Origin of the sequence: Chryseobacterium gotjawalense, assembly GCF_030012525.1 — a bacterium.
Lineage (GTDB): Bacteria > Bacteroidota > Bacteroidia > Flavobacteriales > Weeksellaceae > Kaistella > Kaistella gotjawalense.
Genome location: NZ_CP124855.1, coordinates 3,114,677 through 3,135,384, shown reverse-complemented (window position 1 = coordinate 3,135,384; position 20,708 = coordinate 3,114,677). Strand labels below are relative to the sequence as shown.

18 protein-coding genes are annotated in these 20,708 nt (G+C 38.8%); 11 read left to right on the top strand and 7 right to left on the bottom strand.

Going from position 1 to position 20,708, the window contains the following annotated elements; genetic code table 11:
* Positions 1-881 precede the first annotated feature (881 nt).
* The 8 genes from QGN23_RS14245 (at position 882) to QGN23_RS14205 (ending at position 11,626) form a co-directional block, all read left to right on the top strand.
* Entirely contained in the window at positions 882-2,258 is a 1,377-nt protein-coding gene (locus QGN23_RS14245) for a flavin-containing monooxygenase (RefSeq protein ID WP_317622321.1), read from the top strand.
* A gap of 336 nt (positions 2,259-2,594) precedes the next feature.
* Positions 2,595-3,656, top strand: coding sequence for a Gfo/Idh/MocA family oxidoreductase (locus QGN23_RS14240; protein ID WP_282904905.1), 1,062 nt, complete (start codon positions 2,595-2,597; stop codon positions 3,654-3,656).
* Between the two features lie 169 nt (positions 3,657-3,825).
* Entirely contained in the window at positions 3,826-4,050 is a 225-nt protein-coding gene (locus QGN23_RS14235) for a YdeI/OmpD-associated family protein (RefSeq protein WP_282904904.1), read from the top strand.
* 2 nt (positions 4,051-4,052) lie between these two features.
* Positions 4,053-4,562, top strand: a complete 510-nt coding sequence (locus QGN23_RS14230) for a hypothetical protein (RefSeq protein WP_282904903.1) — start codon at positions 4,053-4,055, stop codon at positions 4,560-4,562.
* 869 nt (positions 4,563-5,431) lie between these two features.
* Positions 5,432-6,574 (top strand): vWA domain-containing protein, encoded by a 1,143-nt coding sequence (locus QGN23_RS14220; protein ID WP_282904902.1) that lies wholly within the window; start codon positions 5,432-5,434, stop codon positions 6,572-6,574.
* Positions 6,575-6,679: 105 nt separating this feature from the next.
* Entirely contained in the window at positions 6,680-8,134 is a 1,455-nt protein-coding gene (locus QGN23_RS14215; protein ID WP_282904901.1) for a sigma 54-interacting transcriptional regulator, read from the top strand.
* Positions 8,135-8,521: 387 nt separating this feature from the next.
* Entirely contained in the window at positions 8,522-10,123 is a 1,602-nt protein-coding gene (locus tag QGN23_RS14210; protein ID WP_282904900.1) for an ice-binding family protein, read from the top strand.
* 597 nt (positions 10,124-10,720) lie between these two features.
* Entirely contained in the window at positions 10,721-11,626 is a 906-nt protein-coding gene (locus tag QGN23_RS14205; RefSeq protein WP_282904899.1) for an NmrA family NAD(P)-binding protein, read from the top strand.
* Between the two features lie 19 nt (positions 11,627-11,645).
* Here QGN23_RS14205 and QGN23_RS14200 read toward each other — a convergent pair whose 3' ends face one another.
* A complete protein-coding gene (locus QGN23_RS14200) occupies positions 11,646-12,365 on the bottom strand; it encodes a DUF981 family protein (RefSeq protein WP_282904898.1) in 720 nt (239 codons plus the stop codon).
* Positions 12,366-12,901: 536 nt separating this feature from the next.
* On the opposite strand from QGN23_RS14200, the gene QGN23_RS14195 reads away from it, so the two are divergent.
* Complete coding sequence (locus QGN23_RS14195) at positions 12,902-14,356, top strand: FAD-dependent oxidoreductase (RefSeq protein WP_282904897.1); 1,455 nt, start codon at positions 12,902-12,904, stop codon at positions 14,354-14,356.
* A 226-nt stretch (positions 14,357-14,582) separates the two neighbouring features.
* On the opposite strand, the gene QGN23_RS14190 is transcribed toward QGN23_RS14195, so the two are convergent.
* Positions 14,583-15,029, bottom strand: a complete 447-nt coding sequence (locus tag QGN23_RS14190) for a KTSC domain-containing protein (RefSeq protein ID WP_282904896.1) — start codon at positions 15,027-15,029, stop codon at positions 14,583-14,585.
* Between the two features lie 311 nt (positions 15,030-15,340).
* On the opposite strand from QGN23_RS14190, the gene tyrS reads away from it, so the two are divergent.
* A complete protein-coding gene (gene tyrS / locus QGN23_RS14185) occupies positions 15,341-16,636 on the top strand; it encodes a tyrosine--tRNA ligase (protein WP_282904895.1) in 1,296 nt (431 codons plus the stop codon).
* A gap of 127 nt (positions 16,637-16,763) precedes the next feature.
* The gene (locus QGN23_RS14180; protein ID WP_282904894.1) at positions 16,764-17,516 is read left to right on the top strand and encodes an acyl-CoA desaturase; all 753 of its coding nucleotides are present in this window, start codon (positions 16,764-16,766) and stop codon (positions 17,514-17,516) included.
* 181 nt (positions 17,517-17,697) lie between these two features.
* Here the strand turns inward: QGN23_RS14180 and QGN23_RS14175 are convergent, their stop codons facing one another.
* The 5 genes from QGN23_RS14175 to QGN23_RS14155 form a co-directional block, all read right to left on the bottom strand.
* Positions 17,698-17,997, bottom strand: a complete 300-nt coding sequence (locus QGN23_RS14175) for a type II toxin-antitoxin system RelE/ParE family toxin (RefSeq protein ID WP_282904893.1) — start codon at positions 17,995-17,997, stop codon at positions 17,698-17,700.
* Positions 17,987-18,214 carry a hypothetical protein gene (locus QGN23_RS14170; protein ID WP_282904892.1) on the bottom strand — a complete coding sequence of 76 codons (228 nt, stop codon included), beginning with the start codon at positions 18,212-18,214 and terminating at the stop codon, positions 17,987-17,989. The genes QGN23_RS14175 and QGN23_RS14170 overlap by 11 nt, the downstream gene beginning before the upstream one ends.
* Before the next feature lie 53 nt (positions 18,215-18,267).
* The gene (gene folK / locus QGN23_RS14165) at positions 18,268-19,050 is read right to left on the bottom strand and encodes a 2-amino-4-hydroxy-6-hydroxymethyldihydropteridine diphosphokinase (protein ID WP_282904891.1); all 783 of its coding nucleotides are present in this window, start codon (positions 19,048-19,050) and stop codon (positions 18,268-18,270) included.
* A gap of 92 nt (positions 19,051-19,142) precedes the next feature.
* Positions 19,143-19,862, bottom strand: a complete 720-nt coding sequence (locus tag QGN23_RS14160; RefSeq protein ID WP_282904890.1) for an SDR family oxidoreductase — start codon at positions 19,860-19,862, stop codon at positions 19,143-19,145.
* 78 nt (positions 19,863-19,940) lie between these two features.
* Complete coding sequence (locus QGN23_RS14155) at positions 19,941-20,609, bottom strand: FAD-binding oxidoreductase (protein ID WP_282904889.1); 669 nt, start codon at positions 20,607-20,609, stop codon at positions 19,941-19,943.
* Positions 20,610-20,708: the final 99 nt, after the last annotated feature.

The window sequence follows — 20,708 nt, the reverse complement described above, 5'->3', positions numbered from 1 at the left end:
CGGCAAAACTTTTAGGCTGACAGCGGGAATTTATAAAAAGATGAACGTTTCATGCGAATGTAGAAGGAGAATTTCCTTAATGATTCTTAATTCCTTAATGTTTAAAATAAATCTTTTAAATGAAAATATGACGGATTTTCCAGTTTGAGATTATGATAAACTTTAAGTTGAAGCCATAGGGTTTTTTATTAAAAATACTTTGAGGAAGTGAATGGTTAATTTTTACCATTAAGGAATTAAGGGAGATTAAGATATTTACTATGACCGACGGAAGCAGCATTTTCTTAATGATTCTTAATTCCTTAATGTTTAAAATAAATCTTTTAAATGAAAATCACACGGATTTCACAGATTGAGATTATGATGAACTTTAAGTTGAAGCCATAGGGTTTTTTATTAAAAATGCCTTGATGAAGTGAATGGTAAATTTTTACCATTAAGGAATTAAGGGAGATTAAGATATTTACTATGACTGACAGAAGCAGCATTTTCTTAATGATTCTTAATTTCTTAATGTTTAAAATAAAACCAAACTTCGTTGTTGAAAAAAAATCACAAACAACTGATAAACAATATGCCCCAAGCCGGACTTGATGATGATTCCCACCATCGCAAACAAAAAGAAGACCCCTGTTTCTCAGTATCAAATTAGGAATTCCGCAAAAAAATCCGTATTTTGGCAATATTGCTTAAGTATAGAATTCACATTGGAAATTCCGTTCACTGATGATTCATCAAATTATTTCCATGTTTAGAGACCAGATCTCTTCCTTCTGCATCCCGCAGAAAATTTTTAAAAGCTATTATTAATTTTAGAGAATTTACTTTTTGAAAAAGCAGATTTTCTTACTAAAATATTTTATATGATCAACAAAAATGTCATGAAAAACAAGCGTGTCGGCATTATCGGTGCGGGTCCAAGCGGTTTAGCCCAAATTCGTGCTTTCGAAGCGCTGAAAAACCAGGGTTACGCGATGCCCGAAATTATCTGTTTCGAAAAACAGGAGAATTGGGGCGGCATGTGGAATTATTCCTGGAGAACGGGCGTCGGCAAATATGGCGAGCCTATTCACGGAAGTATGTACAAATATCTTTGGTCCAATGGTCCGAAAGAATGCCTGGAATTTTCCGATTATTCATTTGACGAACATTTCAAGAAACCCATTTCCTCTTATCCTCCGCGGCCTGTATTATTCGATTATATTCAGGGACGGATTAAAAAAAGCAACGCGCGCGAGTATATCCGTTTCGACACCACCGTAAGATGGGTGAGTTTCGATGAGGAAACCCAAAAATTCAGTGTTGTTCTCGATGATTTAAAAATCGACAAAACCTATACCGAGGAGCTGGATTTTTTAGTCGTAGCATCCGGCCATTTTTCTACCCCCAATATGCCTTACTTCAAAGGAATTGAAAACTTCCCCGGAACAGTGATGCATGCTCATGATTTCAGAGGTGCAGATCAGTTTATCGACCGGAATGTTTTGATCATTGGCAGCAGTTATTCCGCAGAAGACATTGGCGTTCAATGTTATAAACACGGTTCAAAATCGGTAACGCTGAGTTACAGAAGCAACCCGATCGGCATCGACTGGCCGCAAGGGATCAAAGAACTTCCGTTGGTTACTCATTTCGAAGACGATACCGCTTTCTTTAAAGACGGCACGACCGAAAAATATGACGCTGTCATTATGTGTACCGGTTACAGACACAAGTTTCCGTTTTTACCCGATGAACTTCGGTTGAAAACCAAAAACAACCTGTTCCCGGATCACTTATACAAGGGAATATTTTTCAATCAGCTGCCGCAGTTAATTTATTTGGGAATGCAGGATCAATATTACACCTTCAACATGTTCGATGCGCAGGCCTGGGTTGCGCGGGATTTTATGATGGGTCGCCTGGCGTTGCCTTCGGAAGCCGCAAGAAGATTCGATATGGACCGATGGTTAAAGAAAAATAATGAATTGGAAAGCAGTATCGATAATGTCGATTTCCAGTCGGATTATATTAAGGATTTACTTGCTCTTTCGGATTATCCGCATTTCAGTGTAGATAAAGTGGCAGAAATGTTCAAGGAATGGCTTCTGGACAAAGAAGAGGACATTCTTACTTACCGCGACAAAACCTACCAAAGTGTGGTCACAGGAACCATGGCCGCTCAACACCACACCGACTGGATGGATGAATTAGACGACAGCAAGGAGCGCTATCTTTATGCAGCTGAGGAAGAAGAATTAATTCCCGAACGCATTTAAAAAAACGCACATCAAATTGTACTCTTCAGTATTTCTGAGGGGTATTTTTTTGTTTAAAAAAATGGATATCCGTTTTCATTAGCACTATAGTTTTTAACGCAAGGACGCAAATATTTCTTTCGACTAACACCCTTTTTTTAATGCTTTTTTAAGCGCAAAGGAGTTCAACTTCGTCGAATGTCAGATTTTATCCGGCAAAGTCTTTATGAAGTTTTCTGAGGGGTATTTTTGTTTAAAGTTTTACGATCATTAAATTTTTTAGTCTTACATACATTTCAATATCAGCAACGGTCTAAAGAATATTTTTTATCAATATATTTGTTAAAATTAAGAACTATGCAACTGGTAAAAGTCGGCCTTTGTGCCTTTGGAATGAGCGGAAAAGTTTTTCATGCCCCTTTTTTAAAGGAACATCCGGGATTTTTTATGAATGCGGTCGTAGAAAGATCGAAACAAGAATCAAAGTCCAGATATCCTGAAACCGTTATTTACAGATCCGTCGAAGAAATGCTTCAGCACGCAGATATCGAATTGGTCGTTGTCAACACGCCGGTTCAGACTCATTTTGACTATGCGAAAATGGCTTTGGAAGCCGGGAAACATGTCATTGTAGAAAAACCTTTTACGGTGGATGTTTCCGAAGCCGAAGAACTGGTGAAGCTGGCGGCAGAAAAAAACCTTTTTCTCAGTGTTTATCAAAACCGCAGATTTGACCGCGATTATCTTCAGGTTCAAAAAGTTTTAAATGAAGGAAAATTAGGAAATATCAAAGAAGTTGAAATCCGGTTCGACCGGTTCCGAACTGAACCCAGCGCAAAAGAGCATAAAGAAAATCCGCAGTTAAAAGGTTCCGGTGCGCTGCATGACTTGGGATCTCATCTCATCGATCAGGCGACACAACTTTTTGGCTTTCCCGAAAAACTGTTTGCCGATGTATTTTCGATGAAAGGTTCAGCTTTTGCAAATGATTATTTTGAAATCCTGCTCTACTTTAAAAATAATTTACGCGTCCGGTTGAAATCTTCAGTTTTCAGTAAAGAAGCACATTACGCCTATATTCTTCACAGCGATAAAGGAAGTTTTTTACAGGAAAGAACCGATGATCAGGAAAACGAATTGGTTTCCGGAGCCATTCCCACTTTCAGTGAAGACTGGATGAAACCATTAAATAACCCCGACGGAATTCTCAATTATTTAAAAGAAAACTCCGGTTCAGAAAGAATTCTCACTTCCAGTGAACCGGGGAATTACATGAATTATTATCAGGAAATTTACGGACATATTGTTTTTGGATACCCGTTACCTTCGCCGGGATCGGAAATTATTCAGAACATGAAAATCATTGAAGCTGCTTTGGAAAGTTCGAAAGAAGGTAAGATTGTTAATTTTGCCGACTAGGGATCACGCAATAAAGTTTCCGCTTCCCGATACTTTTTATTCCGGATAAAAATGGTATTGCCAATCAATTTCTCTTTATAGAAGATCTTGAAGCTATTTTTCATTATAAATGAAGGTTATGGGTATATTTGAGACTTAGTGGTAAACTTAAAATACAAACCAAAATAATATGTTAAAAAGAGGAGAACACATCGAAGGAATCCCGGCGGAACTTCAGTCATTGATTGAAAGTGACCAAAAAGCAAAAGACTTTTTTGAAACATTATCCGACTCCTACCAACAGGGCTATTGCGACTGGGTGGGTTCCGCAAAACAGGAAGCAACGAGGCACACGAGAGCCGGAAAAGCGGTTTTAATGCTTAGAAATAATCAAAAAACTTTAAAAACAGTTTAGTAATGAAAATAAAGTTACTTTTCACAACCCTTTTTTTCACACTGACGATTTTCTGCTTCGGGCAGCAAAGCAAAACCTGGGACCAATGGAACTGGTTAATCGGTGAATGGAAAGGCGAAGGCAGCGGACAACCGGGGCAAGGTGGCGGCACTTTCTCCTTTGCCTACAATCTTGATCATAATATCATTGAAAGAAAGAGCCATTCCGAATATCCGGCCACCGCAGATAAACCGCTGATCATACACGATGACCTGATGTTCATCTACCGCGACATTGGCGGAAATCCATCCAAAGCAGTCTACTTTGACAACGAGGGACACACCATTCATTATTCCATCTCGTACGCCGGTAAATCGATCGTCATGACCAGTGACAAAATTCCAAATGTTCCTGTTTTCCGGCTGACTTATACTTTGCTTGATCCTGAAAACATCAATACCAAATTTGAAATCTCGCAGGACGGAGTACAGTTCATGACCTATATCGAAGGTAAAAGTAAGAAGATAAAATAGGCAATCTGATAGTTTTAACACACTAACTTAATGACTTTGCGCCCAGACCAGGGGGAACTGATGCATGAGCGCTTCGCGGAACAGTTTGTCCTGTGCACTTGTAATGCCGAATGCCCTCAGCTGCTTTTGTTTTTGGGGTTTGTTTAAGCGGGGAATATTTGGGACGTAAATGTGGGATTCGCTGCTGACGAATACCAGATTCCCTAAAGGTCCGATCAGAATACCGTTTTTTTTGAAATACTTGCCAATCCTGGTTATTAGTTTAGGATATAGATAGGGATCCTTAACCTTACAGAGTACCTAAATCTTCAAATAATATACTGTAGGTTAATGGCTTAACTATAAAATCACTGGTGTGGCTGTGGAGTTGCTATGGACTCGCTATGGAGTATCGCACTTGGAGAGTGGAACGTGACTTGTCGGGAGAACGACAAAAATCAATAAATCATTATATCACTTACAAATATAAATAATAATCTTGAAAGAAGGATACAACTTCAGATTTTGCAGTTGAAGTTTAGGCTATCAATCTTCGGTATTTTCCTAAGTTTTTCGGTCTATTTCCCCACGCTGGTGCGAGCGTCTCGCTCGTACCCATAATAATTACAAATTTACATCAATTTCTAAAATCTCCTGATAATCATCACAGTAGTTTCTTGCGCTGCTGTATTTCCATTCCCAAGGCTCTATAACAAAACCACTTTCCTCACTCCGGGGAGGCTTTTATTAAACATCCTTTAATCAAAGACAGAAAGTAGCTTTCATCAGCTACATGAAGTCTATATCACCATGATTACTATTTTCTATTTTTCAGATGGTCTATTGGAACGATATTTCTATATCTTGTGTGCACTTAATGTGAAAAGAAAATGACAGATAAAGAATTAAATTTCGGCAGAGGATTTATCTTCACCAAACATACTCCGAAAGAAATCTCCCATTTTGACCGGGTTTTTGATGTTTTTAAAGATTTGCTGACCCACACCTCGGGCGATATCGAAGAAGCTTTTGAATGGCTCGACATGCTCGATAAAGAATACGATATTTTTACCGATGAATATACGCTCGCAGATTTTGAAGAAGATCTGAAAAAGCGCGGTTATATCAAGGAAGAAAAAGAGGACAAAGATGGCAACACCGGAACCGGCAAAGGCAAAAACATACTGACTGCCAAACTGGAAGCAGCTTTAAGGCAATTCGCTTTGGATCAGATTTTTGGAAAGCTCAAAAAAAGCGGTATCGGAAATCACAGCACCAAAAAAGCGGGCGTAGGTGATGAACGCGAAGGTGAACACCGTTCCTTTCAATATGGCGATGATTTATCAGCCCTCAATATGACCGAAAGTTTAAAAAATTCCCAGATCAATAATGGAATTTCAGATTTGCGTTTAACCGAAGACGACCTTATCGTTGAAGAAACAAAACACAAAGCACAAATGAGTACCGTATTGATGATCGACATCAGCCACTCTATGATTCTGTACGGCGAAGACCGGATTACGCCTGCAAAGAAAGTCGCTATGGCGTTGGTGGAATTAATCAAAAGAAAATATCCGAAAGACTCCATTGATATTATCGTTTTCGGAAATGAAGCGTGGCCCATTAAAATCAAAGACCTTCCCTATCTGCAGGTCGGACCTTATCACACCAATACCGTGGCCGGCCTGGAATTGGCAATGGATATCCTGCGGAGAAAAAGAAATACCAACAAGCAGATTTTCATGATCACCGACGGTAAACCAAGTTGCATTAAATTACCAAACGGCGAATTCTACATGAACAGCAACGGTCTCGATCAGATGATTGTTGATCAATGTCTCAATAAAGCCGCACAAGCCAGAAAACTCAAAATCCCAATCACCACTTTTATGATCGCCCAGGATCCTTATCTGCGAAAATTCGTGGATGCTTTTACGGCTCAAAATCAGGGAAAAGCTTTCTTAACAGGTCTTTCCGGTTTAGGAGAAATGATTTTTGAAGATTATGAGCGGAACAGGATTAAGAGAATTTGATAGAGGGAGAGACAATAGACTAAGAGACAGCAGACTAAGAGACAATAGACGGATAGACAGACCGATTTTAAAATAAATTAAGAAATAAATCATCATTATAAATACATGAAAAACGATATCACTTTTAAAGAATTAAAAGATTCCGGTTATACCCACAAAACCATTAATCAGGAAATTCAGGCGAACTTAATTGCCAGAATTAAAGCGAAAGAACCGGTATTCGAAGGTCTTTGGGGTTATGAAGACACCGTAGTTCCGCAGCTGAAAAAAGCAATTTTAGCCGGACATCACATCAACCTTCTGGGACTTCGCGGACAGGCAAAAACCAAGATTGCGAGAAGCATGGTCAATTTGCTCGATGAATACATGCCGATCGTAAAAGGTTCTGAAATCAATGACAGTCCTTTTCAACCGATTTCAAAATACGCACGGGACCTGATTGAAGAACATGGCGACGAAACCATGATTTCCTGGGTGCACCGTTCCGACCGTTTCTTTGAAAAACTCGCCACTCCAGACGTGAATGTAGCAGATTTAATTGGCGACATCGATCCCATCAAAGCAGCGACTTTAAAACTTCCCTATTCCGACGAACGCGTTTTGCATTACGGCATGATTCCCCGCGCGAACCGATGTATTTTCGTTCTGAATGAACTGCCGGATTTACAGGCAAGAATTCAGGTTGCCTTATTTAATATTTTGCAGGAAGGCGATATTCAGATTCGGGGTTTTCAGTTGAGAATGCCGCTGGACATTCAGTTTGTCTTTACGGCAAATCCGGAAGATTATACGAACAGAGGAAGTATTGTAACGCCTTTAAAAGACAGAATCGGGTCCCAGATTTTCACGCATTATCCGAAAACCATTGCGCTTGCAAGACAGATCACCGAACAGGAAGCTTTAATTTCTAAAGAAGATAAAGCACAAATTCAAGTTCCAAGTTTAGCCAAAGACCTTTTGGAAGAAGTGGCTTTTGCAGCGCGTAACAGCGAATATGTAGATGCGAAAAGTGGCGTGAGTGCGAGATTGACGATCAGTGCCATGGAAAACTTAATGGCCGCCGCAAAACTGCGTTTAATAGAATCATATGCTGAAAAAACGACGGTGCGTTTGCTGGATTTCCTGTCAATCATTCCGTCGGTCACCGGAAAAATTGAACTGGTTTATGAAGGCGAACAGGAAGGAGCCGATCATGTCGCGAAAATTCTCATTGACAAAGCCGTGATGACGCAGTTTGAAATGATTTTCCCCCGAATCCCGAAACTGGAAAAAGAAGGCATCAAAGCGCCATATACCGATGTCATTAAATGGTTTAATAAAAATTCTTTAGAATTAAATTTCGACGATACCGATCAGGAATTCTATACGAAACTAAACAGCATAAAACCCCTTTCAGAAATAATCGGCGAATATGCAGACCAGTTAAATCCGGAAGATCAAAACTTCTGCAAAGAACTTATTTTATGGGCTTTGACCATTAATAATAAGTTGGACAAATCAGAAAACGAAAAAGCGTTTACCTTCGATTCTGCCGGAATTGGCAAATATTATAGCAGCTAATTAAAAAGAGATTTCATCCCGCAATCAACACCAACCTCATTTAAAAAAGATTTAAATGAGGTTTTTCTTTTTAAATATTTTAATCCTCTTTCTTGTAAGGAAACGTTTAGGATTTTTATTCATCGATCTGTGCTCAATCGTGTCGGAATTACAGGACAATAGCCGGAATGTGAAAAAATATTATTCACCTCAACATTTAATCGAAATATAATTATTAAAATCACAAATAAATATCGAAGAACAAACACAAAATACATTAATATAATTGATATTATTAAAATAAAAACACCAAAATACCATTATTTTTATCAAAATAATATTGTTTATTGAAAAAAGAGAGTATCTTTGATGAACTGTAGTGCTTATACTCAGTTTAATTCTTAATAAATGAAAAAATTTATACTTTTGGCAGCTTCGGCTGCATTCATGAGCTTTAGTTCACTGGCACAAGCTCAGGCTCCGGTTCTGGGGAGTGCCGCTAACTTTGCACTTTTCTCTACGAATGGCGCAGTATCTAATACTGGCCTTTCTCACCTTACTGGAGATGTGGGCACCAATAACGGGTCAAGCACCAATTTTGGAAACGTAGATGGGGTAATGCATGATTCAGACGGAACGACGATGATTGCCGCAGCCGATCTTATCATTGCTTACAACCAGTTAAACGCAGCGACTCCCAACTATTTCCCTTCTCCTCTTTTAGGAAACGGACAGATACTTACTGCCGGAACTTACTCTATCGGAGAAAGTGCAAGTTTAAGCAACACTTTAACACTTGATGGTGGCGGAAATGCCAATTCAGTTTTTATCTTTAAAATTCAGGGAGCTTTATCCTCAGCAGCAGGTGCGCAGGTTTTACTGACCAACGGAGCACTTGCCTGCAATGTATTTTGGAAAGTTGAAGGCCTTGTTGACCTTGCCACGAACACTGCAATGAAAGGAACCATCGTAGCAAATAACGCAGCCATCATTCTTCGTTCTGGCGCTTCACTTGAAGGTCGTGCACTTTCTACAACAGGCGCTGTTACCGTATCGGGAGTTACCGTAAGAAAGCCGGTTGGCTGCGGATCAAAGGTACTTACAGGCCCGGCTCAACCGCCGTTAGGCACTGTTGTCTGTTACACAGTATTCACTGGAAACGGTTCGTTAACCAATACAGGAATCACTTATATAACCGGTGATGTTGGAACCAATGTAGGACTTACCACAGGTTTTGAAGCTACAAAAGTAACCGGCACGATCCACCTTATGCCGGATCCTTCTACCGCTAAAGCTTCATTAGATCTTAATAATGCATATACTTTCCTCAACACGCTTCCTACAGATATTGAACTTCTTTATCCTGCAGCGTTCGGACAGGATCTGGAACTGACTCCGCATACTTACGAAATGAATGCAGCCACTGTACTTAACGGAAAAGTGATCCTTAATGCGCAGAATAACCCAGATGCAGTGTTTGTCATTAAAATCAACGGCGCTTTGTCTACAAGTACTTATGCTTCCGTAGAACTCATCAACAAGGCGCAGGCGAAAAACGTTTTCTGGAAAGTTGATGGCGCGGTGAACATCAATGATTACACGAAATTTAAAGGTTCAGTTATTGGAAACAATGGTGCTGTTATCATTAATAAAGGTGTTGAGATTGAAGGCCGTGTATTAAGTACGAGTGGTGGAATTTCTACTTTTGGAATCAATGCACAGATGACTTCCGGTTGTGAACTTTTAGGAACAATTTCTAATACCGTTGCAGCCAAAGAAGCTCAGCTTTTCCCCAATCCTTTCTCCAATGTTTTAAACATAAAAATGGAGGACTTAGACGGAGGATCCACACTGACCATTTTCAATACAGCGGGCGCTAAAGTAATGCAAACTGTTCTGTCACAAAAAACAAGTTCATTACCAATGAATCTTCCTGTAGGCGTTTATTTTTACCAGTTAACCGGTAAAAACGGAGCCAAACAGAGTGGGAAATTAATTTCCAAACCGTAAAAATCTTTTTCAAAATTTTAATAAACCCCGCCATCCTGGTGGGGTTTATTTTTTGGGTGCCTGTTTCCGTCTGGAGTTTTTTCAGAGTTTGTCGGAGTATTCCCACTTTTTTTATGGGTGGCTTCGGCAGCGCTCAGCCACCAATAAAAAAAAGAGTTCCGTTCAGCGCGGGTCGTGTTTATATAAGCCCAACCGCATAAAACCACTTTCAGAAATTATTAAGAAGTATGCAAACCAGTGAAGTCCGGAAGGTCAAAAACTTTTGCAAAGAGTTTTTTTATAAGCTTTAATCATAAATAATAAATGGCATAAGTCAGAAAACGAAAAGGCATTTACCTTTGATTTTTCCGGAATGGGTAAATAGTACAGCGGCAAGATTATAAAATAATAATCTGCGTTTTTCCACTTTCAACTGGAGAAAAATTTCCCCAACTTTCTTCCAGTAAAATTACTGATACACTGTGTGGTCTGTCGTATATTTGCTGGAAGAATTTCATGTCCATTGAATATAAAAAATCTACAAACTTTAAATATTTTTAGGTTTTGGATATTGAAAAACGCATTTCTTTCGATAAATAATTAATCATAAACCAATACATGAGTAAACCAATAATAGCTGTAGCCGGCGGAACTGGTAATCTTGGCGGTAGAATCGTAAAAGCTTTGATTGAAAGAGGAGCCGAAGTTCGGGTTTTGGTCCGGACCACAAGTGACGCAGAAAAAATAGGTCAACTTGAAAAGCTAGGTGCCAAAGTGTTGCCAATAAATATGACGAGTGAACAGGAAATAGCGACTGCCTGCAGCGGTGCATCTTGTGTAGTTTCGGCATTGGCAGGGTTGAAAGAAGTGGTGATCGATACCCAAAAAACACTCTTAAACGGTGTAGTTTTAGCCGGCGTCCCTCGATTTATCCCTTCCGATTATTCTTTAGATTTTACAAAATTCAACGATGGTGAAAACCGGAATCTCGATCTAAGAAGAGCATTTCACACCTATTTGGATGCGGCTCCCATCGAGGCCACCACTATTTTTAATGGCGCTTTTATGGACATGCTTACGGCCGAATTTCCGATGATTATTTTCAAAAGAAAACTCATTATTTACTGGGGCAACGTTGACCACAAATTAGCGTTCACCACTTTAGACAATACGGCTGAGTTTACGGCAAATGTTGCGCTCGACACTTCTACTCCACGCTACCTGAGCATTGCGGGAGATCAAATCAGTCCCCGGGAAACTGGAAGGATTATGGAAGAATTGACCGGTCAGAAATTCCGTCTCTTTCGGTTAGGTGGACTTGGATTATTGAGTCTGCTTATAAAGATCGCCAAAAAATTAGCACCGGGAAAAACAGAAATTTATCCCGCCTATCAGGGAATGCAGTACATGCGAAATATGATCGACAAACGAGGCCTACTAAAAAGCACTGATAACAATCGCTATCCGGAAGTAAAATGGACGACGGTTGAAGACTTTCTTGTTAAAAATATCGATTCCAAATAAGAAAGAAATCAATCCAGTATTATTTCATGGTGTTTAAAATTAAACCGATGTGCGTGTAATAATTCAATGCGCCAAAAAGCAGCATAAACCAACCCGTAATCATCAATCCAATATAACATAACTGATCCAAAAATGAAACTTTATATTCTGATTTTGAAGCCTGATTAAAAAAACGAGAGGTTAACGCACCGCAAATACCGATTCCCAAAAACACCAACGATAATCCCCAGGCTTCTAACCACGGTAAATCAGCAAAATTCCCCGAAATAGGTTCTTCTTTTGGAGCCGCAAAAAACTGAAATTGTACGCCAGCAAAAAATATTGAAGTAAGCATTAAAGCCAATGCATAAAACAAAATATTTAAAGGCTTAAAGTGAACGCTGATTAACTTTAAAGGTTCTTTTGCTGTTAAAATTTCCGCAGAATTTTTCCAAAAATAAAACGCAAGGGCAAGATCCAAAGTTCCAAAAGCTAAAGTAGTTTCTCCAAAAATAATATTGTCAAACGGAAAATATTTCGCCATTGGCCAGGTTAAAGTCATGTGCAGACCGGTCAGAAAAAGAATAATTCCTAAAACTCCAAAATTGATCGCCCACCCTTTCGGATTTGGCATTTTGTGATAAACCAGTTCCCTTCCGATTTTTGCAAGACTGATCAGGGAAACGCCGACCAACAAAGCCATAATTGTGTTATAAGTTGGCAATTGCGTCCAGTCGATGATAAGATGTTGATCTGCCATAATAATTAAATTTAATTTTAAAATTACAATTTTTTGCGCAATCCTTTAATGATATTACAAATTAATCGCAGAAAAATCTTCAATACTTATATTTTGTCCCTTTATTAAATGACGTTTCAAATAAATCCCATAAATCTGGCGACTGCATTTTTAATGCAGAAAAATACTCCTTAGAATGAAAACCGCGCTGGATTCCACCATGGTAAAATTAAGAAGGTACTAAAATTAACAATATTGGCTGTATTTAAAGATGCACCAACTTTTAAAATAAAATAACTGAAGATGCTTTTTTGAGCGTCTTTTTCTTTTCGTCACTCCCGGTTTATGATTACGCCAACCTCTCCCAATCCAAAATAAAAAAAATCTCTTCACGCTGAACCAAATATTACCTTCAAACAATAGTTTGCTTTTTAATTTGTAATAAAACATTTTTTCAAAATAATTCTCTTTCCGTACCTTTGAAAATTGTGCTCAGGTACTGAAAACAAGTCCGCAAAAAGAAGACTCATTAGAAAAGCGGCACTCTTATCATCAAGATGGAAAAAGAAAAAACCAGCTGGACCGTTTGTCCCGACTGTCAAGGACTTGGCAAACAAAAGCGCCGTATCAAAAAAAGTGCGCGGCTTCGGTACCAATCAGAATTAGAAGCCTTTGCAAAAAATAATCCCGAAGGAACAGCGCCGGTTCGCCCGGAAGCTTCTCTTTATATGTGTCCAAAATGCGCAGGGTCCGGAATTATTCCCTCAGAGCACTTTCCCCTTCCAGATATTGAAAACTATCCGCACGTTGCCATTATCGGCGGCGGAATTGGCGGTGTTGCGCTCGCTGTAGCCTTTCTGCACCGCGGAATACCCTTTACCCTTTACGAACGCGACAAAAGTTTTGATGAACGATCTCAAGGTTACGGATTAACACTACAGCAGGCGAGCAAAGCCATCGAAGGTTTTGGCATTTTCAATTTGGTAAAAGGCGTCGTTTCCACCCGACATCTCGTTCATACGCCCGAAGGAAAAATCGTCGGGGAATGGGGAATGCGAAAATGGCTGGAAGATGATCCTGCAAAAAAAATCACCGCAAAAAAAACCAATATTCACATCGCCCGACAATCTCTGCGCTTAGCACTACTCGACCAACTTGGCGGAAAAAAAATGATCCAATGGAATCATCAACTCCTCAGTTTTAAAGAAAATAAAGAAGGAAAAATTAATCTCAACTTTCAAGTCGATGGGGAAATAAAAACCGAAACAGCCGATCTTGTTGTAGGAGCAGATGGAATCCGCAGCGTTGTCCGAAATCTGTTGATTGGCGAGAAAATTTCACCTTTGCGTTACCTCGACTGCATCGTGATTTTAGGGATTTGTCCTTTGTCTGCACTGGAAGATAATGAAAGTTCTTTACTGGATTCTGCAACCGTGTTTCAAACCGCCAACGGAAACGAGCGGATTTATATGATGCCATTTGATTCCGACTCCGTCATGTGGCAACTGAGTTTTCCCATGCCGGAAAATGAAGCGAAAGCACTGAGTGCAAAAGGTACAAAAGCATTAAAAGAAGAAGCGCGGCGCAGAACGCAATGGCACGCACCGATTCCACAGATTGTCGCAGCAACTTCAGAAACGCAGATTTCCGGTTATCCTGTTTATGACCGGGCTTTACTCACGACAGAATTACTGCAGAAAGCCGGAAACGCAACATTAATAGGCGATGCGGCACACCCGATGAGTCCTTTCAAAGGACAGGGTGCGAATCAGGCGCTGCTGGATGCACTTTCACTTGCGCGGGAAATTTCAAAAGCATGTAAACCCTTATCCGAATGGCGAACAATAGGAATCAGAGAAAGTGTTTTAAAAAATTTCGAAACAGAAATGCTGGAACGCAGTGCCACCAAAGTGGAAGATTCCGCCGCCGCTGCGCAGTTTCTTCATTCTGAAATTGCTTTGTATGAAGGCGATGAACCAAGGGGAAGGGTTTTGAAGAGAGGGCGCGAATAATAATAATAATAATAATAATAATAATAATATCACCAATGGTCGGTATTACAACTCCTCCGATGACGACCTTGTTGAGTAAAGGCTTACCTTCGATAACTTCAGACCGTACACTAAAAGTACAACCTCTCCATGCACAGAAGCTTCTTTATACATCTGCATTTTTTAAACAAAAAAAGCACAATCTCTAAAGAAATGGTGCTTTTAAAATTTTAAAAACGAAAGGAAATTACTCCGCCATCGCTTCCCCATTTTTTCTGTAAATATACTTTCCGTAAATATGTCTTCTGGCAAAACGGCTCGGAGAATCCGAATTCACCATTTTGATGTAGGTATTTCTTGGAACGCCAATATATTCAAACATTTTACCGTTAAAATGCTGAACTTTCAAAATTGATTTTTCGTAATGAAAATCCTGAATAATCGAACTGGAGATGGTTTCCGTATATTCTTCCTTGTATTTTTCCTGAGTTTCCGGGTTGATGCTCACCAAAAAATGGTAGGCTTCAATGACGGATTTGCTTTTTTCTTCGGCCTCCAGTTTTCCGGCTTCGTCATTCACGAATTTATCAGGATGCGCATCTTTCATCGTATTTCTGTAAACCGTTTTCAAGTCTTTTAAAGTCGCGGTTTTTTCAACCCCAAGAAGCTTTCTGTGCTCGCCAATTCTTTTCATAAGTAAATCAATATTTCGGGGTGCAAAATTAAGCTATTTTAATTTAAAAATAACGGCTTAATTAAATGAATATCAAATAATTTGCAAAGCCTTTTCATCATTGAAATTTTGCCTGGAAAGCCTGCAAAATTTTCACGCAGAGCATATTCAAAAATAATGACCCTGAAAAACAGTATTCACTGAAACCAATCATTCAAAACCCGGAATTCTGCACGGGAAGAACCGATTGATTCGTTCCCTGAAATGACAAACCTGAAACTTGGAACTCCTGCCTCAAATCGCTACCTTTGCCTCCTAAAATTTGCAAGAAAATGAACGCTTTTATTGAAGAACTGAAATGGCGCGGCTTATTTGCCGACATGATGCCGGGAACCGAAGAACAACTGAATAAGGAAATGACGACCGCCTATATCGGCTTTGATCCCACCGCAGATTCGTTGCATATCGGAAGTTTAATTCCAATCAAAGTTCTTGCACATTATCAGCAACACGGTCATAAACCCATCGCTTTGGTGGGCGGCGCAACAGGAATGATCGGTGATCCTTCAGGAAAATCCAATGAAAGAAATGCTTTGGATGAGGAAACGCTGAACCATTATGTAGAATGTTTGAAGGGTCAGTTATCCCGGTTTTTAAACTTCGACGGTACAGAAGCGAACAGCGCAGAACTGGTCAACAATTACGACTGGATGAAAGAAATTTCTTTCCTCGATTTCATTCGCGATATCGGTAAAAACATTACCGTGAATTACATGATGGCGAAAGAATCGGTGAAGAAAAGAATCACCGGCGAAGGCGGCGCGGAAGGAATGAGTTTCACGGAATTCTCTTACCAGCTGTTACAGGGTTACGATTTTCTACATTTATACAAAACGAAAAATATAAAACTGCAGATGGGCGGTTCTGATCAGTGGGGAAATATCACCACGGGGACAGAACTGATCCGCCGTAAAGTTCAGGGAGAAGCTTTCGCTTTAACCGTTCCCCTCATCACCAAAGCCGACGGTTCCAAATTCGGGAAATCGGAAGCCGGCGAAAATTACTGGCTCGATGCGAAAAGAACCTCTCCTTATAAATTCTACCAGTTCTGGGTAAACGCGACCGATGCAGATGCCGAAAGATTCATAAAATTCTATACTTTCTTAAGCAAAGAGGAAATTGAAAACCTCATCGCCGAACATCAAACCGCGCCACACGAGAGAAAACTGCAGAAAAAATTAGCAGAAGAAGTAACCGTTTGGGTTCACAACCGTGAAGAATTTGAAAAAGCGGTGAAAGCTTCAGAGATTTTATTCGGACGATCGACTGCAGAAGATTTGGTGAATCTGGATGAAGCGACTTTCCTGGAAGTTTTTGAAGGCGTTCCTCAAAAAGAGATTGCGAAATCTGAAGTTTTAGGAAGCAATGTGATTGATTTAATTTCAGAAAAATCTGGTTTTCTAAAATCAAAAGGAGAAGCCAAAAGAGAACTGACGAGCAACGCGATTTCAATTAATAAAGAAAAAGTAAGCGAAACCTTTGAGGTTAGCGAAAAAGATCTGATCGACGGGAAATTTTTGTTGGTACAGAAAGGCAAGAAAAATTATTTCATTGTAAAAGCGGTTTAAATTTAATTTCAACGGAGCTTAATTAAAATTCCGAAGCGCTTATTATTATGTAAACCCACGTTAAAATTTCATAAACCCTATCTTGCAGTAGGGATTAACGCTATCTTTGCAGCAAATTATTATTTTAATGACTATTATTATTTTTATCATCGTCCTGTGGTATTCAGGTCTGTTTTTTCAAACTTTTTTTCTGCACCGTTACGCAGCGCATCAATCTTTTAAAATGTCAAAATTTGGCGAGAAACTTTGCTTTATTTTAACGTGGGTTACACAGGGATCCAATTATCTTTCAGCTTACGGATACGGCGTTATGCACAGAATGCACCACGCTTTTGCAGATACCGAAAAAGATCCGCATTCCCCAAAATACGATGACAATCTGTTCTCCATGATGTGGCGTACAAAGAAAATTTATGCCGACATCAACAGTCAGAAAGCGATTATCGAAGAAAAATTCACCAAGAACGTCCCGCAGTGGGAAGGTTTCGACAAGTTCGCAAGTTCCTGGTTTTCAAGAATCGGTTGGGCAATTGCTTACACCGCGTTCTTTTACTTCTTTGCAACCGCTTGGTGGCAATGGATTTTACTTCCTGTGGCTTATATGATGGCGCCGATTCACGGCGTAATTATCAATTGGTTTGCGCACATTTACGGTTATACAAACTTTAAAGTTTCTGATACGTCTAAAAACCTTTTCCGTTTCGACTGGTTAATGATGGGTGAAGGCTATCATAACAATCACCATAAACATGGCGGCAGAGCCAATTTCGGTGGCGTGAGATGGCATGAAATCGATGTAACGTATTACATTATGATTCTTCTGCACAAAATGAAACTGATCAAACTGAATCCGATAGCGGTCGTAAAAAGAGACCATTAAAAATATAAACCGTCCCGTCAAATAATGACGGGACGGTTTTTTTTCATGTTTATTTGTTTAACAAAGGACTGAAAACATTTTCTCAGAACTTTATATTATCGTCCGAATAAAAACAACAAAAACATTGTGCTTTTGCCATGACTTTTCATTTATAGTACAACTCCATTTTATTAAATTCCATTTATATTTCGCGATATTTTTCTGGATTTTGCGAAGTATGAAAAACAGCTTTAATAATAATTATTTTCTGATTTTCATCAATAGTATAGAATATAATATAAGGAAATTTCTTCATCGGTACTCCTCTAAAATCTTCAAAAAAAAACTGAAAATATTTAGTCTTAAGAATATCCATATAGGTCTTTTTGTAATCTTGTAAAAAGAGTTTTGCCACCTTTGTAGAAACTACTTTTTTATAGTATGTAACTGCATCATCAAGCTGTCTTTCGGCATCAGGAGTTAATACAATTTTATAAACCATGTTTTGATTTTAGGTTCTCAAAAACTTTATCAGCATCTAAACATTCTTCCAACGGAACATCGTTCTGTTTTTTTAAATGTTTTTTTTGCTCTTCAGAAAGCTCAAAACTTTGTTTTTTTTCCAGTAACGCATCAGCATAACCCCAAATTTTTTCTAAAACAGAAGCGGGAGCATTTTGTAATTTTTTGGTAAGGTCTTCTAAAGTTATTGTGTTCATAATGTAAAAGCAATAGATTAAACAATTATATTCTAAACAAATATACGAACATTTTATTTTTTCAATTCCGAATTGTTCAGCGCAATTTCCGGTTCCAACTGCTGCACAAAACCAATCAGAAAAGGCAGTTCCTCTATATCTTTATCAATGAGGAACCCGTTATAAGTAAGGACATCAAGATCGATTTCACGCGGCGCATTTTTATTTTCAGTTCGCACTCTTCCTAACATTGCTTCGATCTGTTTTAAATGCATTTTCAGTCCCGGGAGACTTTTCCTGGTGTTGATCAAAACAGCGCCATTCAGAAATTCCGGTTGTTCCTCAAATTTCAACGCTTTTGTTTTAATAAACGATGTCCGCTGCATCATAAATCCAACTTCCTGAAGATGACTTAAAGCTTTACTGAAATTCTGTTCGGAATCAATATTGGATCCCAAAGCGATAACCGCTGTGTTGTACCGGTCTTTTCCGTCGATTTTAACCAGGACATTATCGGCAAAACGCAGCGCATGAGGTTTTTCCACTTTCACCTGAATCTCCTGAATTTCAGCGCCAGAAGATTGAATAAAAGCATATATTTTCTCCGCCAAGGTTTCAATGAGGTGAAAACTTTTATGATCCACAAAATCGATAATCTCTTTGGTGATCTTTTTATAATCCACCGCATTCTGCACATTATCCGTTTCGCAGGCCAATGCGGTATCATATTTAAAGGAATAAGAAATGATGACATCCTGCAGTTTTTCGGTTTCCCAATCGATGAACCCAATGAATGCCCGCAGACGCAGATTTTCTACCCGGACTGTTGATAATTTAGGATGATAGAGTGCTCCCATATTTAATTTAAATTTTTTTTTAGGATTTATTTTAAAACAAATGCCTGCAATTTGTGTTTTGTATTTCAATTGAAAACGCTGATTCTTTAATTTTAGACCAAATGCTCGCCCCCGTCAATATATAAAATCTGTCCGGTGAAGAATTTACTGTCCAGAATAAACTGAACCGCTTTTAAAATTTCGTCTAAATTACCAATTGTTTTTAAAGGAATATTTTGAGCTAAATTCAACAGGTAACTTTCATCTTTCCCTTCAGGAGGGAGAATCAGTCCAGGTGCGATTCCGTTGACTCTGATATTCGGCGCGAGCTCTACCGCAGAAATCCTGGTAAAATCTTTCAGTAATTTTTTACTCAAAATATAATCGAGGTGAACCGTACTGTTTTTGACCACTTTGGTATCGACGAAATTAATGATATTTCCCTTCCCAAAAACATTCGCAAATGCTTTGGTCAGAAGATAAGGATTTTTAAAATTAATGGTCATTTCTTTATCGAAAAGAGCACTCCCCTGATCTTTAAAATTCGAAGGTATAAAGTCCGAGGCGCAGTTCACTAAAAGTTCGATACTGATTTCCTTCTCTTTTAATGCTGTGAAAATTTGATTGAAATCATTTTCTTTTAAAAAATTAATTTGCAGCAATTCTACTGCTACTCCATTTGATAATGATAGAATTTCATCTTTTACTTTTTGTGCTTTTTCTACAGACGAATTATAATGCAGCACCAAATGATAACCTTGTTTTGCAAGATGAATGGCGACCGCTTTTCCGATCCGGTCGGCGCTGCCGGTTACGAGAGCATAATTTTTCATATTTGTTTTTTTAACTCAATAATGCTCAAGTCAGATCTTTTAACTTGAGCACAATAAATTTAATAAATAAAAATCGGTTTAAAAACCTTCTTTCACAATAAATTCTCCGGATATTCCTAATGTTTTTAAATGACCTTCCACCGCCGTCATCATTGGTGGCGGACCACAGAGATAATAATATTTCAAATTTTCGTCGGAATATTTTTTAATTAATTCCGGCGAGATATAGCCGTGTTCATAACCTTCTATAGTTTCGTTAGACAAAACGTTGATGAAATTCTTCCCAAGAACAGCATTAAAATGATCTTCTAAAATAATATCCGCTTTTTGTTTATTGGCAAAGATGAGCTTGTTTCCATTGAGTTCATTCTGCCTTTCTAAATTTTTCAGAATCGCGATAAATGGCGTTACTCCCGCACCACCTGCAATGAAAATTCCCGGGCCTTTATAATAGATATCTCCAAATGGTTTATAAATAAGAACCTCATCTCCGGGTTTGGCAGAAAGCAGCTCATTGGTTACTCCTTTACGTTCGGGATAAGTTTTGATGGTAAATTCGATCTGGTTATCTTCCGGAAGAGAGGTGAAAGTGAAACAGTTTTTCTTTTCGCTCCAGCCGGGTTTATTAAGAGAAATATCAACCGCCTGTCCGGGGATATAAGTCAGCCCTTCAGGTTTTTCAAGTACGACGTGTAGAACATCATGAGTAAGATGCTCAATCGATTTAATGGTAGTTAATAGTGACATGATTCCTTTTTTAGGATTATAAATATACGATAAAATACTTTCGCAAATGTTTCATTTTTGAAGCCTAAAACGAACATAAAGGTACTTCCATCAATAATT

Coding starts and splice junctions, on each gene's coding strand:
- QGN23_RS14190 (WP_282904896.1), bottom strand. CDS start 15,029: ATGAAAAGAATTGGCGAGCACAGAAAGCTTCTTGGGGTTGAAAAAACC.
- QGN23_RS14160 (WP_282904890.1), bottom strand. CDS start 19,862: ATGAAAAATTATGCTCTCGTAACCGGCAGCGCCGACCGGATCGGAAAA.
- QGN23_RS14245 (WP_317622321.1), top strand. CDS start 882: ATGAAAAACAAGCGTGTCGGCATTATCGGTGCGGGTCCAAGCGGTTTA.
- QGN23_RS14170 (WP_282904892.1), bottom strand. CDS start 18,214: ATGAACACAATAACTTTAGAAGACCTTACCAAAAAATTACAAAATGCT.
- QGN23_RS14240 (WP_282904905.1), top strand. CDS start 2,595: ATGCAACTGGTAAAAGTCGGCCTTTGTGCCTTTGGAATGAGCGGAAAA.
- QGN23_RS14195 (WP_282904897.1), top strand. CDS start 12,902: ATGGAAAAAGAAAAAACCAGCTGGACCGTTTGTCCCGACTGTCAAGGA.
- QGN23_RS14155 (WP_282904889.1), bottom strand. CDS start 20,609: ATGTCACTATTAACTACCATTAAATCGATTGAGCATCTTACTCATGAT.
- QGN23_RS14230 (WP_282904903.1), top strand. CDS start 4,053: ATGAAAATAAAGTTACTTTTCACAACCCTTTTTTTCACACTGACGATT.
- QGN23_RS14180 (WP_282904894.1), top strand. CDS start 16,764: ATGACTATTATTATTTTTATCATCGTCCTGTGGTATTCAGGTCTGTTT.
- QGN23_RS14210 (WP_282904900.1), top strand. CDS start 8,522: ATGAAAAAATTTATACTTTTGGCAGCTTCGGCTGCATTCATGAGCTTT.
- tyrS (WP_282904895.1), top strand. CDS start 15,341: ATGAACGCTTTTATTGAAGAACTGAAATGGCGCGGCTTATTTGCCGAC.
- QGN23_RS14235 (WP_282904904.1), top strand. CDS start 3,826: ATGTTAAAAAGAGGAGAACACATCGAAGGAATCCCGGCGGAACTTCAG.
- QGN23_RS14215 (WP_282904901.1), top strand. CDS start 6,680: ATGAAAAACGATATCACTTTTAAAGAATTAAAAGATTCCGGTTATACC.
- QGN23_RS14220 (WP_282904902.1), top strand. CDS start 5,432: ATGACAGATAAAGAATTAAATTTCGGCAGAGGATTTATCTTCACCAAA.
- folK (WP_282904891.1), bottom strand. CDS start 19,050: ATGGGAGCACTCTATCATCCTAAATTATCAACAGTCCGGGTAGAAAAT.
- QGN23_RS14205 (WP_282904899.1), top strand. CDS start 10,721: ATGAGTAAACCAATAATAGCTGTAGCCGGCGGAACTGGTAATCTTGGC.
- QGN23_RS14175 (WP_282904893.1), bottom strand. CDS start 17,997: ATGGTTTATAAAATTGTATTAACTCCTGATGCCGAAAGACAGCTTGAT.
- QGN23_RS14200 (WP_282904898.1), bottom strand. CDS start 12,365: ATGGCAGATCAACATCTTATCATCGACTGGACGCAATTGCCAACTTAT.